This is a genomic window from Leisingera sp. S132, assembly GCF_025144465.1.
Classification (GTDB): Bacteria; Pseudomonadota; Alphaproteobacteria; order Rhodobacterales; family Rhodobacteraceae; genus Leisingera.
Window position 1 is genome coordinate 1,561,157 of the sequence record NZ_CP083553.1, and the last position, 15,119, is coordinate 1,576,275.

Annotated in this window: 14 protein-coding genes; 2 read left to right on the forward strand and 12 right to left on the reverse strand. The window is 62.3% G+C overall.

Going from position 1 to position 15,119, the window contains the following annotated elements:
* Nucleotide 1: 1 nt before the first annotated feature.
* The 9 genes from K3725_RS07660 to guaA form a co-directional block, all read right to left on the reverse strand.
* Complete coding sequence (locus K3725_RS07660) at nucleotides 2-619, reverse strand: TetR/AcrR family transcriptional regulator (RefSeq protein WP_260018198.1); 618 nt, start codon at nucleotides 617-619, stop codon at nucleotides 2-4.
* Nucleotides 612-1,481: a polyphosphate kinase 2 gene (ppk2, locus tag K3725_RS07665; protein ID WP_260018199.1), complete on the reverse strand. Its 870-nt coding sequence runs from the start codon at nucleotides 1,479-1,481 to the stop codon at nucleotides 612-614. The genes K3725_RS07660 and ppk2 overlap by 8 nt, the downstream gene beginning before the upstream one ends.
* A 61-nt stretch (nucleotides 1,482-1,542) precedes the next feature.
* Complete coding sequence (locus tag K3725_RS07670; protein WP_260018200.1) at nucleotides 1,543-2,496, reverse strand: alpha/beta fold hydrolase; 954 nt, start codon at nucleotides 2,494-2,496, stop codon at nucleotides 1,543-1,545.
* Nucleotide 2,497: 1 nt separating this feature from the next.
* A complete protein-coding gene (gene metA / locus K3725_RS07675; RefSeq protein WP_260018201.1) occupies nucleotides 2,498-3,415 on the reverse strand; it encodes a homoserine O-succinyltransferase in 918 nt (305 codons plus the stop codon).
* Nucleotides 3,416-3,474: 59 nt separating this feature from the next.
* Nucleotides 3,475-4,338 (reverse strand): ATPase, encoded by an 864-nt coding sequence (locus K3725_RS07680; protein WP_260018202.1) that lies wholly within the window; start codon nucleotides 4,336-4,338, stop codon nucleotides 3,475-3,477.
* Between the two features lie 140 nt (nucleotides 4,339-4,478).
* Complete coding sequence (locus tag K3725_RS07685) at nucleotides 4,479-5,597, reverse strand: outer membrane protein transport protein (protein ID WP_260018203.1); 1,119 nt, start codon at nucleotides 5,595-5,597, stop codon at nucleotides 4,479-4,481.
* 103 nt (nucleotides 5,598-5,700) lie between these two features.
* Entirely contained in the window at nucleotides 5,701-6,585 is an 885-nt protein-coding gene (locus tag K3725_RS07690; RefSeq protein ID WP_260018204.1) for a DMT family transporter, read from the reverse strand.
* An 84-nt stretch (nucleotides 6,586-6,669) separates the two neighbouring features.
* Nucleotides 6,670-8,178 carry a hypothetical protein gene (locus K3725_RS07695; protein WP_260018205.1) on the reverse strand — a complete coding sequence of 503 codons (1,509 nt, stop codon included), beginning with the start codon at nucleotides 8,176-8,178 and terminating at the stop codon, nucleotides 6,670-6,672.
* Between the two features lie 122 nt (nucleotides 8,179-8,300).
* Nucleotides 8,301-9,869 carry a glutamine-hydrolyzing GMP synthase gene (guaA, locus tag K3725_RS07700; RefSeq protein ID WP_260018206.1) on the reverse strand — a complete coding sequence of 523 codons (1,569 nt, stop codon included), beginning with the start codon at nucleotides 9,867-9,869 and terminating at the stop codon, nucleotides 8,301-8,303.
* Nucleotides 9,870-10,112: 243 nt separating this feature from the next.
* Between guaA and K3725_RS07705 the strand changes: the two genes are divergently transcribed.
* Nucleotides 10,113-11,660 (forward strand): trimethylamine methyltransferase family protein, encoded by a 1,548-nt coding sequence (locus K3725_RS07705; RefSeq protein ID WP_260018207.1) that lies wholly within the window; start codon nucleotides 10,113-10,115, stop codon nucleotides 11,658-11,660.
* Between the two features lie 15 nt (nucleotides 11,661-11,675).
* On the opposite strand, the gene K3725_RS07710 is transcribed toward K3725_RS07705, so the two are convergent.
* On the reverse strand, nucleotides 11,676-12,026 hold the full coding sequence (locus K3725_RS07710) for a DUF6477 family protein (RefSeq protein ID WP_260018208.1): 351 nt from the start codon (nucleotides 12,024-12,026) through the stop codon (nucleotides 11,676-11,678).
* Nucleotides 12,027-12,258: 232 nt separating this feature from the next.
* On the opposite strand from K3725_RS07710, the gene K3725_RS07715 reads away from it, so the two are divergent.
* Nucleotides 12,259-13,332, forward strand: a complete 1,074-nt coding sequence (locus K3725_RS07715) for a helix-turn-helix domain-containing protein (protein WP_260018209.1) — start codon at nucleotides 12,259-12,261, stop codon at nucleotides 13,330-13,332.
* A gap of 72 nt (nucleotides 13,333-13,404) precedes the next feature.
* On the opposite strand, the gene K3725_RS07720 is transcribed toward K3725_RS07715, so the two are convergent.
* Both K3725_RS07720 and K3725_RS07725 read right to left on the reverse strand, forming a co-directional pair.
* Nucleotides 13,405-13,953 (reverse strand): peroxiredoxin, encoded by a 549-nt coding sequence (locus K3725_RS07720; RefSeq protein ID WP_260018210.1) that lies wholly within the window; start codon nucleotides 13,951-13,953, stop codon nucleotides 13,405-13,407.
* Nucleotides 13,954-14,127: 174 nt separating this feature from the next.
* Nucleotides 14,128-15,042: a hypothetical protein gene (locus K3725_RS07725; protein WP_260018211.1), complete on the reverse strand. Its 915-nt coding sequence runs from the start codon at nucleotides 15,040-15,042 to the stop codon at nucleotides 14,128-14,130.
* Between the last annotated feature and the right edge of the window lie 77 nt (nucleotides 15,043-15,119).

Sequence of the window (15,119 nt, forward strand, 5' to 3'; positions counted from 1 at the left end):
ATTAGTTGTCCGGCCCGATCAGCCCCAGCCCGCGCAGGTAGATGCCGATGCCGCTTTCCAGCAGATCCTCCGGCGGGAACGGCGAGGCGGCACCGGGAGAGTTGCGCGCGTAAAGCTCCACCACCCCATGGCTCATCGCCAGCACATGGGCCGAGAACATCGAGGCCGGCGGGCGTTTCTCTGCCGGGATATGCTGGCTGAGGTCCGCCGCGGCGCGCTCCAGAATGCCCCGTGCACGGGCGGCAGCATCGGCGAGTTCCGGCGTCCGGTTCACCGAGATGCCGCTTTCGAACATAGAGATGTAGTGGCCGGGATGCTTGCGGGCAAAAGCCAGATAGGCCCGCCCCGTCGCCTCAAACGCTGCCAGAGCCGAGGGCTGATACTTGTCATAGGCATGCTGCATCAGGTCGGCAAACATCACGTAGCCCTGGCGCGAGGCTTCCGCGATCAGGTCCTCGCGCCCTTCAAAATGGCGGTAGACCGCCGCCGGGGTGACACCGGCCTGCTTGGCGGCCTCCGACAGGGTAAAGCCGGTCGGCCCCTTGGCCTCGATCAGCTGCAGGGCGGCTTCGACCAGCGCCTGGCGCAGGTTGCCGTGATGATAACCGCGTTTAGGCATCCCAGATGTCCGGGCCTCCGCATATTTCGGTGTCCAAAGCGCCGATGGCCTTGGCGTCCTTGCTGGTGTAATCAATCGCGTGCAGCACGTTGCGCATTGCCGCCAGCCGCGCCCGCCGTTTGTCATCCGAGCGGATGATTGTCCAGGGCGCTTCGGCGTTGTGGCTGCGCGCGAAGGTCTCTGAAATGGCAGCGCTGTAGCCGTCCCATTTCTCCAGCCCCTTCACGTCGATCGGGCTCAGCTTCCACTGTTTCAGCGGGTCGGATTCGCGTGCCAGAATGCGGCGCAGCTGTTCGGCCCGGCCCACGTTCAGCCAGAACTTGAACAGGTGGATGCCGTCCTCTGCCAAAGCCGCTTCAAATCCAGGAACCTGGTCAAAGAACCGCTCCCGCTGCTGATCCGTACAGAAACCGAACACCTTTTCCACCACACCGCGGTTGTACCAGCTGCGGTCGAAGAACACGATCTCGCCGCCCGAGGGCAGCTGCTGCACATAGCGCTGAAAATACCACTGGGTCTGTTCCGCTTCGGTGGGCTTGGACAGCGCCACGACGCGCGCCCCGCGCGGGTTCAGGTTCTCGCGGAACCGCTTGATGGTGCCGCCCTTGCCGGCCGCGTCGCGGCCCTCAAAGACGATGGCAATCCGCGCACCGCTGGATTTGACCCAGGACTGCAGCTTGACCAGTTCAATCTGCAGCGCCTCAAGCTCTTTGTCATAGGCCTTGCGCTTCATCAGCTTCCTGTGCGGATAGCTGGGGCTGAGGATTTCATCCTTGTCCGCGCCCTTGATGGCCTCGCGGATCTCCTCCGGTGCGCCGCTCTGAAAAAAGCGGCTGATGGCCCCGTCAAACGGCAGCGGCATGTGCAAAACCCTTCTGTCCTCAACCCCTTATATGGGAAGGAAGTATGGAATGTGAATCGCTTTAACGCAAATGCGCGCGTTCCGCCGCGCGGCGCACCGCATCGGCGACATCTTCCGTTGCGACGTGCTGCGGCATGTGGCCGATGCCTTCCAGCAGCGTCAGGCGCGCGCTGTCCACGTTGCGGGCCAGCCCTTCGGCATGGAGATTGAGGCTGACCAGATCATCCTCGGTGCCGTGGATCACCTCCAGCGGCACCGTGATGCGGCCATAATGCTGTGAAAGCTCCGTCACTTCCTCCAGCAGGTTCGCCCGCTGCCTGGCATTGGCCCTGAGCGAGTTGCGCCGCAGCGACAGGCGGGTGCCAAAGTGTTCCGCGTATCCCTCCGGCACCGCTTGCGGGGCAAAGATCTCCTGCAGGGAGCGGCTGACCACGGCATCCGGCACATAAGCCGCCAGCAGCGGCACCGCCACCGCACTGCCAAAGCGCGAGGAGGTGAGGCGGTAGAGCGGATCCAGCGGTGTTGTCCACGGGTAAGCCACCCCGGATACCGAAACCAGGGCAGAGACGCTTTCGGGGTGATCCACCGCCCAGGCCAGCGCCACAGCACCGCCATAGCTTTGGCCCAGCACGACGGGCTTCTCGGCCCCCATCTGCGCTGCGGCCTGGCGCAGCACGTCCGCCTGCTGGCGAATGGTTGCGCCCGTGCCGTTCAACGGGCTGGAATAGCCCAGGCCCGGGCGGTCGAAGATCAGGATGCGGAACTCCTCCGCCAGCGCCGGCGCCAGCCGGAACGTCATGTCGCGGGTGTTTCCGCTGGAGCCATGCAGCAGCACCAGATCCGGCGCGCTGCCCTTGGGCTGCCCCATCTCCACCACATGCACCCGGTGGCTGCCTACCACCAGAACCTGGCCTTGCGCCGGGTGGCGGGCCTCAGCAGCGGCTTCGCGCCGGCCCGCCTGCCAGTGGGTCAGGGCAGCCCCCGCTGCCACAGCAAGGCCTGCCCAGATCAGCATCCTAGCGGCCGATCTCATCCAGCTCATAAGGCGTCGTCTGGTAAATCTCATTGATCCAGTTGCCATAGAGAAGATGCGCATGGCTGCGCCAGCGGTTCTGCGGCTGGCGGCTGGGATCATCGTCCGGGTAATAGTTGCCCGGCACGTTGATCGGGGTGCCATTGGCCACGTCGCGGTCGTATTCCTGCTTCAGCGTATCGCTGTCGTACTCAAAATGGTTGAAGATATAGAGCGCCCGGTGCGCCTTGTCCTCAATCAGGCAGGGTCCGACCTCGTCGCTGCCCAGCAGCGTCCTGAGCCCCTCGGCGGTATCGACCTCCGCTTGCTTCATCTCCGTCCAGCGGCTGACCGGAATCACGAAATCATCCGAGAACCCTCGCAAGTACGGCGAGGCCGGTGCCAGGTTCTGGTGCCGGAAGCAGCCGAACGCCTTGTGGTCCAGCATATGCTTCTTCACGCCATGGAAATGGTTGATCATCGCCATGCCGCCCCAGCAGACGCCAAAGGTCGAATGCACGTTGTTCTGGGTCCACTCGAACACCTCGCGCATCTCGTCCCAATAGGTGACCTCTGCAAAGTCCAGATGCTCGATCGGGGCGCCGGTGATGATCAGCCCGTCGAACTTCTCGTGCTTCACCTCCTGGAAAGAGTGATAGAACTCCTCCATGTGCTCAGCCGCGGTGTTCTTGGTCTGATGCTCGGTCATCCGGATCAGGCTCAGCTCGATCTGCAGAGGTGTGGCACCGATCAGCCGGGCAAACTGGTTCTCGGTCTGGATCTTCTTGGGCATCAGGTTCAGGAGCCCGATGCGCAGCGCCCGGATATCCTGGCGTGCCGCCTGATCCGGCGACATGACCATCACGCCTTCGTTCGTCAGAACGTCATAGGCGGGCAGGTCAGCGGGGATCTTGATGGGCATGTCAGTATCCTGATTTGCGGAAAGTTGTACGATATAGCGGAGGTTTTCAGATAAGCGGGTTAGCCGCGGGCCTCAAGGGCCTTGGCGATCAAATCCACGAAACCGGCCTCATCCTTGACGGCAGAGATCTGGCTGGCAGTCACCGTGACGCCCCAATTGTCCGCCATCGCCTGATAGCGCGGCTGGCGGTGCGCCAGCGCCTGGGCATAGGTCCAGCGGATAAAGGCATCGGGGTCGACATCCGCCTCAGATATCTTGTTTTCCTTAAGGTATTCCTGCCAGACGCGGTTCAGGAATTCCGGCTGATAGGACATCGGCTTGGGCGCGCGGTCAAAACGGCGCACCAGCTCTGCGGTGTGTTCCTCGCTGCCCTTTATCCAGACCATCAGCGTGTGCTTGCTCAGCTCGGACAGGATCTGGTCGTTCGGATCATTGGCATCGACCCATTCGCAGATCGACCCGCCGGTGTCGCAGATGAAATGCGGATAGCCATAGAGCTGCTGCGCGCGGCCTTCGAAATACTCGGTGTCCAGAAGCGCCCGGATTTCCGCTACCCGGAACTGTTCCTGGCGGCGTTTGTACTCGGCAATCGGAAGGCCGCCCTTGGTGGTGTCGCCGGGCTTGCCCAGATAGGCTGAGACCGGGCGCAGGTTTTCAAATGTGATGTTGGAGCCGATGAAGATCGAATCCGTCAGCAGCAGTTCGCGCAGGAACGGCACTTTCATCGCCTCGGCCTTGGCGTTGTCGGCGATGTATTCACCCATGTAGCGGGTGCCGATGCGGTAATCGATGGAATAGTGGAACCAACTGCCGGCCCCGCGCAGAACGTTGCTGACATAGGTTTTGCCAAGCCCGGACATGCCAAAGAACAGCACCCGTTTGCTGGGGGCGTCGCGCCAGTCCTGTGCGGAAGAGTAGAGCATGGAAGTTTCAAGTCCCTGAAGGTGTCACGCCTTGCTAGCCACCCGTGCGGGCTGGGTCAATTCCATGCGCGCTTGAGCCGCGGCAAAAGAAAACCCCGCCCCTGGGAGGGGCGGGGCATACTGCCCGGCAGGGGCCTGGATCAGAAGTGGAAGCCGACCTTCAGGCCCACGCTGACCGCGTCGTTGTCCCGAAAGTTGGTGACCGGGCTGCCGCCCGGGGAGGCAACCGCATCGCCCAGCTGGGTGTAGCGGATGCCGGCAGAAACGGTCATGTTGTCCTGCTTATACTGAACGCCCACCCGGATTGCTTCATAGCCATGCGTCGGTGCCAGCGGCGAGACAAGGTTGTCGCCGTCCGAATCCGAATAGATCAGCGCCACCGAACCGGACCACTTCTCGTTGAAGGCGCGCCCGACACCCAAGGTGTAAGTAACGGAATCATCCAGATCGATCAGGTCGCGTCCAAAGATGCCAGGAACCAGATTGGTCACGCTGTGCTCGGCCCAGCGGATGCCACCGAACAGCAGAGTGTCCTGGGCGATGCCGGTTTGGAAGTCCAGGTTCACAGACTGTGGTGTTTTGGTCTTGGTTGAGCTGGTGCCGTTCGCAGCCGGGAAGCCTGAAAAGCTTTCAGTCAGATCGAAATCATGCTCGATTTCGGAGCTGTAGGTCAGGGCAACACGCAGGGCGATGTCCGGGATCTCATAGGCGACGCCGGCCACCCAGCCAAAGGCGCCATCTTTGGCGACTTTAACATTGTAGGTGCCGCCTGGAATGGCTGAGGCGTATGCGCCGCCCTGCAGATTGATTTCGCCGTCGATCTCCTGGTAACGCAGACCGCCGTGGACGCTGAAGCGCTCATTGAACTTGTAGCGCAGCAGGGCGGTGATCGCGTTGGAATCTGCCTGTGCCGTGGTGCCGCCCAGCAGCAGGGACCCGGTGGTCGGATAGTTCACATCCACACCCCAGGGCTGGTCGAAGATCAGGGCGAACGACAGCTGTTCGTTGATATCGCGCTTGTAGCCGGCGCCAAACATGTTGAACCGCTCACCGACATCGCCAGTGGCAGAGCCGAACGGGTTCAGCGATGTGCGGTCGTTGCCCGACAGGTCCACCGACGTGGTCGCGAACGAAAACTCGGCATAGTTGCCTTCTTCAAAGATGATCCCGATCGGCTGGCCGGTGCGGTCCAGACCGCTTGCCATGGCAGAGCCGGATGCCAGCGCCAAAGCCGCTGAAGTTGCAAGATAGCGTTTCATTGTTCCTCCCTCATTGGCGGCTGTGGTGAGCCGCTTTACGCGAACGTAATCGGGCCGATTTCAGCAAATCAACATTAACCGCACGGCAACTAGCCGGATTCAGTCAGCTCTGACGGGTTCTGTGGGACTTGCCTGCAACTATGTTGAGGTAATTTGCAATGCAGATAACGGCTGCACCGCCCAGCACCCAGGCATCCAGTGCTTCGCCATAGATCACCATGCCAAGGATGGCGATGGCGGGCAGGCGGGCGAAATCCACCGGCACCACCACGCTGGCAGGCGCCAGCGACAGGGCGGTGGTCAGGCAGAAATGGGCTGTCAGCCCGGCGATGCCGATCAGCACCAGCCAGGGCAGGGTGGCAGCATCCGGCAGCGCCATGTCTCCATCCCACCCGGCTGCCAGCAGCCCCATGACCAGCTGCATGGACGTCAGCCAGAACAGGATTGATGCGGTATTCTCATGCCGGGTCAGCCGTTTGGTCAGGATCGCTGTAAGGGCAAAGAAGATGGCGCAGCTGGCCGCCGCCGCCAGGCCAAGGTTCAGGGTGTCCGGACTGGGCCGCGCGACAATCAGAATACCGGCAAAACCCAGCGCCGCCGCCAGCATGCGCCGCCGCGTCAGCGCCTCGCCCAGCAAGAGCGGCGACAGGATGATCACCCACAGCGGCGAGGTGAACTCCAGCGCAAAGACCTGGGCCAGCGGAATCAGCGTCACCGCCAGGAACCACAGATTCTGGCCGGTGAAGTGGAACAGGTTGCGCAGCAGATGCACCCCCAGACGCTGCCGCCGGACCTGATGCCAGCGGCTCGCGGCGGTCAGGACGGCCACCACAATCACCACCCCTACAAGGCTGCGGTAGGCCATGATTTCAAAGGTGTCCAGCGTCAGCCCGGCCTCGCGTCCGGCAATCGCCATGGCGGAGAAGGACACAATGGCCCCTACCATCCACAGCGCTGCCAGCCCCGCGCGTGTTTCGCCCTGTGTCATGCCTGCCCCCGGTAACTGCTGCTGCGAGAAGAGGCGGATTTTCCCTGCGGGGTCAAGCAGAACACGGCGGGGCAGGTGCAGGCCTCAGGCCGCAGCGCGGTTCATGGCCTGCGCATCCAGCCTGCGTCCCGACTTGATATAGGCCGCGGCGGCTGCGATTGGGTCGAAGTTCACCCGGTTCAGCAGCGTTCGGATCTCTGCGGTCAGGTCTCCCGCCGCATCGCCTGGGTTGCCTGTTGCATTCTTTTTCCCCGGCAGCAGCACCGGGCCGCTGTGGCCCAGTTCCGCCAACAGCTTGGCGGCGCCTTCCGGCGTTGTCGCTTCCTCCAGCCGGGCGGTGACAAAGTTGATCTTTTGGCCGTAGCTCAGAAGGTAATAGGCATAGCGTGCTTCCATCTCCAGAGCGTACCAGATCGCCCAGCCAATCTGGCCCAGTTGCAGGAAAGTGCCGGGATTGACGATCACGTTGCCGTAGCTCACGTCAAGGTACCATTGCCAGATCACCGTGACATTGTTGAAATCTCCGCGCCCCGCATAGCTGGCGCATTGCTTGGCCAGATCGCGGCGCAGGATGATCACGGTGGTGCGGTTGCAGATGCTGCTGTCTGCCAATGCCTCGATCAGCCCGCATTTGCCCAAGGCGTGATTGGACTCAGCATAAGGAGCCTCCAGCGGCTCCAGTTTCGCATTCCAGAAGTTCCGCATCTTCGGAGTCATACCGCGGGTGTTGAACGTGCGCATGTGGCCGATTTCGGGCATTTGCGATCCAAAGTCCTCGACCTCCAGGGGCTCGTGCACAGAGTTGATTTCCAGGTTGTCGCGCAACAGCTGCGCCAGCCAGGCGGTGCCGGTGCGCCCGGCTGAAAGGGTGAAGATAAAGTCGTTTGCACGGGGCTTTTCCGGTATGGCGGCAGCTGCCGCCGGGGTGCCTGGGCGCGTATAGCCGAACTTGCGGATCTCAGCGGCGCAATTCTTTGCCACGATGTCCGCGGCACCAGGATGCTGCGCAAAAAGCGTGGCGGGATCCGTGCCCGACTTCGGGCGGAACGCCCCTTTGGCCCGCAAGCTGGAAAACCGCTCCCACAACCCGTCGATTCCCAGTGCGGCGATGTCTTCTTCCAGGTGTTCATAACGCAGGAAAACATCCGGCGCAGACGGGCCGTCCAGCGGTGCAATCCGGACGTTTTCGGTCAGCATGCCGGGGAAGCGTTGCACGAACTGTCCAAGGGGGATCCCGGCGGCGTCGGCTTTTTCCCAGTAATATCGGGAGATTATGGCGTCAAACGGATCGCGCCAGATTGTGACCTTGGTGTAGCTGTCCCAGATGTCCTGCGGGATCAGTTGCCGGGCCTCGTCGGCGGGGATGTGGTTGTAGAAACCGGCGCGTGTCTCAGAGCCATCCGGCCAGACCTGGTGCCGGTGATTCTGCGCACCGGGATAGCCCAGATCTGAACGGGTCTTTTCGTCGTCGGGAGAGATCGGGGTGATGATGCTTGTGTCGTCGCAAAAGCTGGACAGGGCAATTTCAAACGACGTGCCACCTACCTTCTTGGTCTTGATGAAGATGAGTTTCAGCGGGTGGCAAATAATCATTGGGTTCTCCGGAACTGTCGTGTCTCGGGGACTATTCCAAACAGGTCTGACGGATGTGTTAACCGCTTGCCGCAGATTAAGAAAAACCCCGGCCAATCCGGCCGGGGCTCTCTAAAATCTGATCATTCCCACTCGATGGTGCCTGGAGGCTTCGAGGTGATGTCATAGGTGCAGCGGTTGATGCCTTTCACCTCGTTGATGATCCTTGTGGCGGTTTCGCCCAGGAACTCGTGGCTGAACGGGTAGTAATCCGCCGTCATGCCATCAACCGAGGTCACCGCGCGGAGTGCACAGGCGTAGTCATAGGTGCGGCCGTCGCCCATCACGCCAACGGTGCGGACAGGCAGGATGGCCACGAAGGCCTGCCAGATCTCATCATAGAGGCCGTGCTTGCGGATCTGGTCGATATAGATCGCATCCGCCTCGCGCAGGATCTCCAGCTTCTCGCGGGTGATCTCGCCGGGGCAGCGGATCGCCAGGCCCGGTCCGGGGAAGGGGTGGCGGCCGATGAAGCTCTGCGGCAGGCCCAGTTCGCGGCCCAAAGCGCGGACCTCGTCCTTGAACAGCTCGCGCAGCGGCTCGACCAGCTTCAGGCCCATCTTCTCCGGCAGGCCACCCACATTGTGGTGGCTCTTGATGGTGACGGAGGGGCCGCCCGAGAACGACACGGATTCGATCACATCCGGATACAGGGTGCCCTGTGCCAGGAACTCGGCGCCGTCGATGGTGTCGGCGTGTTTCTGGAACACGTCGATGAACAGCTTGCCGATGATCTTGCGCTTGGTTTCCGGGTCGCTTTGCCCGTCCAACTCGCCCAGGAACAGATCGCTCTCATCCGCGTGGATCAGCTGGATGTTGTAGTTGTCGCGGAACATCGAGACGACTTCTTCCGCCTCGTTCTTGCGCAGCAACCCGTGGTCCACAAACACGCAGGTCAGCTGGTCGCCGATTGCCTCGTGGATCAGGATCGCGGCGACGGACGAATCCACACCGCCGGACAATCCGCAGATCACCTTCTTGTCGCCGACCTGCTCGCGGATCTTCTCGATCATCTGCTCGCGGTAGGCGCCCATGGTCCAATCGCCGCTGAAACCGGCCAGGCGCACGAAGTTCTCATAAAGCTTGGCGCCGTTAGGGGTGTGATGCACCTCCGGGTGGAACTGCACCGCATAGAAACTGCGGGAGACATCTGCGGTAATGGCATAAGGCGCGTTGGGGGAGGTGCCGTAGACTTCGAACCCCGGTGCGATCTTGCTCACGTGGTCGCCGTGCGACATCCAGACTTGTTCGCGGTCGGCGTCATTTGCAAACCAGCCTTCCAGCAGCGGCGGCGTTTCCACCGTGGGGGTCACATAGGCGCGTCCGAATTCGGCGGTGCCGTGGCCGCTTTCCACTGTGCCGCCCAGCTGGTGCATCATCACCTGCTGGCCATAGCAGATGCCCAGGATCGGCACGCCATAGTTGAAAATTTCCTGCGGCGCCCGGGGGCTGCCCTCGCGGGTCACGCTGTCCGGCCCGCCGGAGAAGATCACCGCCTTGGGCGCCAGCTCGCGCACAAAGTCCATAGTGACATTCTGATAGGGGTGGATTTCGCAATAGACGTTCAGCTCGCGCAGGCGGCGCGCAATCAGCTGCGTGACCTGGCTGCCAAAGTCGATGATGAGAAGGCGGTCATGGGATGTCTCTGTCATGCACGCGCCATAGGGCAGGAACGCGTTTTCCGCAAGGGGGTTTGGCCGATCTGCGGGGCAGCGGGCGCTATTTAACGGCAGACCGCCGTCCGGGCCGCAAAAGGTATGCCAAAGTCCACCGCCGCGGTGGAAATTGCAGCGGCAATGTCGCTTTTCAACTTGAATGGCCGCAATCCTGCGGCGGCGGCGCGCGCGAGGGCTATAATACCCTTCGCAATGAAATGCCTGTGGTGAGGATAAACCATGACAGAAGCAGCCCCGCGCCGTCGTGCCCGCGGTTCCGGCGGCGGTGCCGCCCGCCGCGCCGAGCGCACCAGCGTCAAGATCGAAACCGCCAAGTACATCGAGCGCAACATTCCGAACTTCGAGATTCTGAACGAGGAAGCGCTGGAGATCATCGAGTACAACGCGGACACGATCCTGGAAGAGGTCGGCGTCAATTTCGTCGACAACCCGGCGGCGCTGCAGCGCTGGCGCGAGGCAGGTGCCGATGTCCAGGGCGAGCGCGTGCGCATTCCCCGCGGCCTGGCCCGCAAGCTGTGCGAAACCGCACCGGCCGAGTTCACCCAGCACGCCCGCAACCCCGAGAAATCGGTTGTCATCGGCGGCCGCAATCTGGTTCTGGCACCGGTCTATGGCCCGCCCTTCGTGCGCACCCGCAGCGGCGGCCGCCGCTATGCGACCATGGACGACTTCAACAAGTTCGTGAAGCTGGCCTATATGTCCAAATGGCTGCACCACTCCGGCGGCACCGTTTGCGAACCGACCGACATTCCGGTGAACAAGCGCCACCTTGACATGCTGATGGCGCATATGACCCTCAGCGACAAGCCGTTCATGGGCTCTGTCACCGAACCCAGCCGCGCCCAGGACTCCGTCGACATGGCGGGCATCCTGTTCGGCAAGGAGTTCGTGCAGAACAACACCGTGATGACCTCGCTCACCAACATCAACTCGCCGATGACTTTCGACGACGTGATGATGGGCTCGCTTGAGGTTTATGCCCAGAACAACCAGGCCTGCATCATCTCGCCGTTCATCGTCGGCGGCGCCATGGCGCCGGTGTCGGTGGCAGGCACCCTCACGCAGGTGCTGGCTGAGGTTCTGGCCGGTATCGCCTACAACCAGCTGTGCCGCCCCGGCGCGCCTGCGATCTTCGGCGCCTTTGTGTCCTCGATCGACATGAACTCCGGCGCCCCGACCTTCGGCACCCCCGAAGCGTCGCTGGTCACCTATGGCGCAGGCCAGCTGGCCCGCCGCCTGGGCGTGCCGTTCCGCTCTGCCGGCTCCTTCTGCGGCTCCAAGCTGCCGGATGCGCAGGCGGCTTATGAAACCGCCAACTCGCTCAACATGGGCCTGATGTCCGGTGTGAACTTCATGCTGCACTCCTGCGGCTGGCTCGAGGGCGGCCTGGTTGCCGACTTCGAGAAGTTCGTGATGGACGCTGACCAGCTGGGCGCGCTGCATGGCCTCGCCAAGGGTATTTCCGTGGACGAGAACGGCCAGGCGATGGACGCCATCCGCGAAGTTGGCCCCGGCGGCCACTACCTTGGCTGCGCCCACACCCAGGCGAACTTCAAAGCGGCCTTCTGGAAGTCCGATCTGCTCGACTACAAACCGTTCGAGCAGTGGGAAGAAGAGGGCGCGCGAGACACCTATGCGCTGGCGGAAAGCCGCGTCGACAAGCTGCTGGCCACCTATGAGCAGCCCGCGCTGGATCCGTCCATCAAGTTGGCGCTGGACGAATATGTGGCCGAGAAGAAGGCCTCCATGCCCGACGCTTTCATGTAAGCGCGAGCCGGAAAATCAGGGGCAGGGGGATGCACCCTCTGCCGCAGCAAAACGGCGGTCCCGCGGGGCCGCCGTTCTTGCTTGTGATCGTGCCTTCAAGGAGGCGGCTTCGCCCGCCAGCGCAATCAGCACATCCACATGGCGGATCATCGAATACCCTGCCTCGCCCGCCTGGCGGGCGGTGTTCAGGGCGTCCTCCAGTTCCAGCAGGCGCATCACGGCGGCAGCAGGCTTGGGCACCTCACCGTAACCCAGAATGCGCCGCAGGTCGCGTTTGCGGCAGTAATTCCGGGCCCCTAACCGGGCCGCCCGCGCCAGAATCCCCGGGCGCCGGAGCAACGAAACGCGGCTGATAACATCCTGCATGACCGTCTCCTTTCCTATCTCGGATCTGGCTCTGCTAAAACACAACTCCAGGTGGTGTTGCGGAAAGGGGGCGACCGGCGAACGGTCCGTTTTGTGATGATTATTTTTTTTCTGGAAACAATGATGTCCGATCCGCGCTTTTGTCCAACTTCAGCCGGGCGTAAAGGGACAGGCCGCAGGCACCTTTGAGTGCGGCTGACCCGGCAGCCTGGCTCACGACCGGGGGTTACGAATGCAAAATATGACTCAGGCACCCTTTCCAGGCTGGGTGCCGCTGGAAACCTGCCGCTACCTTCAGCACACCGAGGCAGGCCGCCCGATCCGGCAGCTGGCCCGTAAGGCGGGCTGCCATCCCTCCACCATCCTGCGCCAGGTCCGGCGGGTCGAGATCCTGCGGGATGATCCGCTGATTGATGAGGTTCTGACCTATCTGGCCGGACGCTATAAAAAGGCCACGGCGAAACCGCGCCCGGAAGACAAGCCAACCGCTGCAAGCCGCAGCCTGCGGTCGGGGTTCGAGCGGGAGGCGGCCAGTGTGCTGACCCTGCTCAGCCGCGGCGGCGCGGTTCTGGCTGCCGCCGAAGGCATGGAAATGGCTGTTGTGGTGCGCGAAGGCCAGGAGACCGACGGGCACAAGGTGGCGGTGTCGCGGCCCTTGGCCGGCGCGCTGGCGCTGACCGGCTGGATTGCCTGCTCGCGCAAGGGCCGGATCAGCCGCTACGCGATCACCGCAGCCGGCCGCGCGGCGCTGAACCGGATCATCGCCGATCAGGAAAACCGCGCCCGCGCCAGGCTGGAGGGCGGGTTTGCCGAAGTGCAGACACCGTTTGAGGCACCGGATGCGGGAGAGGCCGGGGGATTGGGGCGCAAGTCCCGCTACAGCGGGGCTGAAACCCCGCTGGAGATGCTGGCCCGGCTGCTGGACAAGGACGGCAAGTCCTTCCTGACCCAGCCGATGGTGCGCGCCGGGCGGCGGCTGCGCGAGGATTTCGAGCTGGCGCAGATCAGCAGCCACCTGGTGCAGGAGGAGATGTATTTTGCACAAGGCAGCCACCCCATGCGCAGCACCAGCCATCAGGCCGCTGCAGCAGCGCATCAGCGGATGACAGAGGCGCTGCAGAAACTGGGGGCAGGGCTCAGCGACATCGCGCTGCGCTGCTGCTGCCATCTGGAAGGGCTGGAAACCGCAGAGCGCAATCTCGGCTGGCCTGCCAGATCCGGCAAGGTGGTACTGCGCATCGCCCTGCAGCATCTTGCGGACTTCTATGGCGAGACCTGCCCGCAGCAGGAAGAGATGATCGGCTGAGCCGGGCCGAGCCGCAAAAGAAAACGGGCCCGCAGCGCGGACCCGTTCGAATGCCTGATCTGGCAGTGCAGCTTAGGCTGCGACTTCTGCCTTGGCTTCTTTCAGGTGCTTCAGCACGGTCTCCGGGGAGGAGACGCCATAGGGGTCTTCGCCGTGGTTGTCCGAGAGGCCCGGCTCTTCGAACCATGCTTCGACCACGCCATCGTTGACGATGGCAGCATAGCGCCAGGAGCGGTTGCCGAAGCCCAGGTTGTCCTTGGCGACCAGCATGCCCATCTTGCGGGTGAACTCACCGGAGCCGTCCGGGATCACTTCCACGTTTTCCAGCTCCTGCGCACGCGCCCAGGCGTTCATCACGAAGCTGTCGTTCACGGACATGCAGTAGATCGCGTCGATGCCCTCGGCCTGGAAACCGGCAAAGCCTTTTTCAAAACCCGGCAGCTGGTAGGTGGAGCAGGTCGGGGTGAAGGCGCCGGGCAGCGAGAACAGCACAACACGCTTGCCTGCAAAGTAGTCAGCGGTGGTCTTGTCTTCCCAGCGGAACGGGTTCGGGCCCTCGATCGCTTCGTCGCGGACACGGGTGTGGAAGGTCACGTCGGGCAGCTTAACGCCAGCTTTCATTTCAGCTTGCTCCTGATTGCGGATGTCATTCGGCGGGCAGGCTTAAAATGATTCTAAGCAGGCTTCAACACGTCCCTGTGAAATGCGCGCAGGTTTCCTGCGCCTGTCCGCACAGGCAGCGGTACGGCGCCGGAAAACCGCGCGAGAACGGCATGTTCGCCCCGGTGCGGGACGTTATACCGCAGCCTTCTTGATCGTGACCGTGGTGCCGCGGATCTTGCGCTCCATCGCGTCTGTGGCGTTGTCGAGTTTCTTGATTGTCTCAAGAAGCTTTTTCTTGTCCTTGGAATCCTCGATTGCGCCGGGGAACTTCTTCTTCACTTGCTGGTACTGGTCGTTGATCTTCTTCAGATCCTTGTACTTTGCGGCGGCTGCCTTCAATTCCGGCGCTGCCGCCTTCAAATCCTCGCCCGCCGCGTCGATGGCCGCGCTGCAATGGGCGTTGATCGCCTTCACCAGCGCGCCGGCCTGATTGGTGAATTTCTTGAGATTCCGGTCCACCAGTATCTGCGGCAGCTCTGTCGCGTCCTTCTTCTTGTCATGGCTGTCCGGCTTTTCCTTCAGGATGGCGTTCACCTTCTTCTGGAAATTCGCCGCGTAAAGCTTCTGCGCCGCATTCAGCTTGCCCTCATATTCGGACGCCTTCCTGACCGCGGCAATCTCCTTCTCCAGTTCCCCCTGCAGCGTCTCGATGTCCTTTTTGGAGGCAGAGGATTTTGACCGTTTCTTCAGATCCTTCTCGATGTCCTTCAGGAGATTCTGCTGCTTGGCCATATGCGCCGTGGCATCGGCGCAGAAGGCCTTCATCTCGTCGACGTCGCCCTGAAGGATGTCCACGGCCTTGTTCCAGGTGGTCAGCCCGTCCTTGAAACTCTTGTCCTTCTGGAAATCGGCCAGTTTCTCGGATTTCACCCCGTTTTCGCGCGCCTTGGCCAGGCTTTCGCGGAAGAAATCCTCGCCCTCCCAGGCGTTGCCCAGCGAAATCCCGATCCGCTTCTTCAGCTTGTCCCCCTCGGCGGTGGTGAATTTCCTGGTGCCGGCAGCCAGCTTCTTGGCCTCTGCCTTGAATTTCTCCAGTTCCTTGGCCATGCGTCCCTCCCTGAATGATCTGCGTTGAAGTCTGCTTGCTTGCGGGAATTATGTGTCCCGCTGCGCCGCTTTGGCAA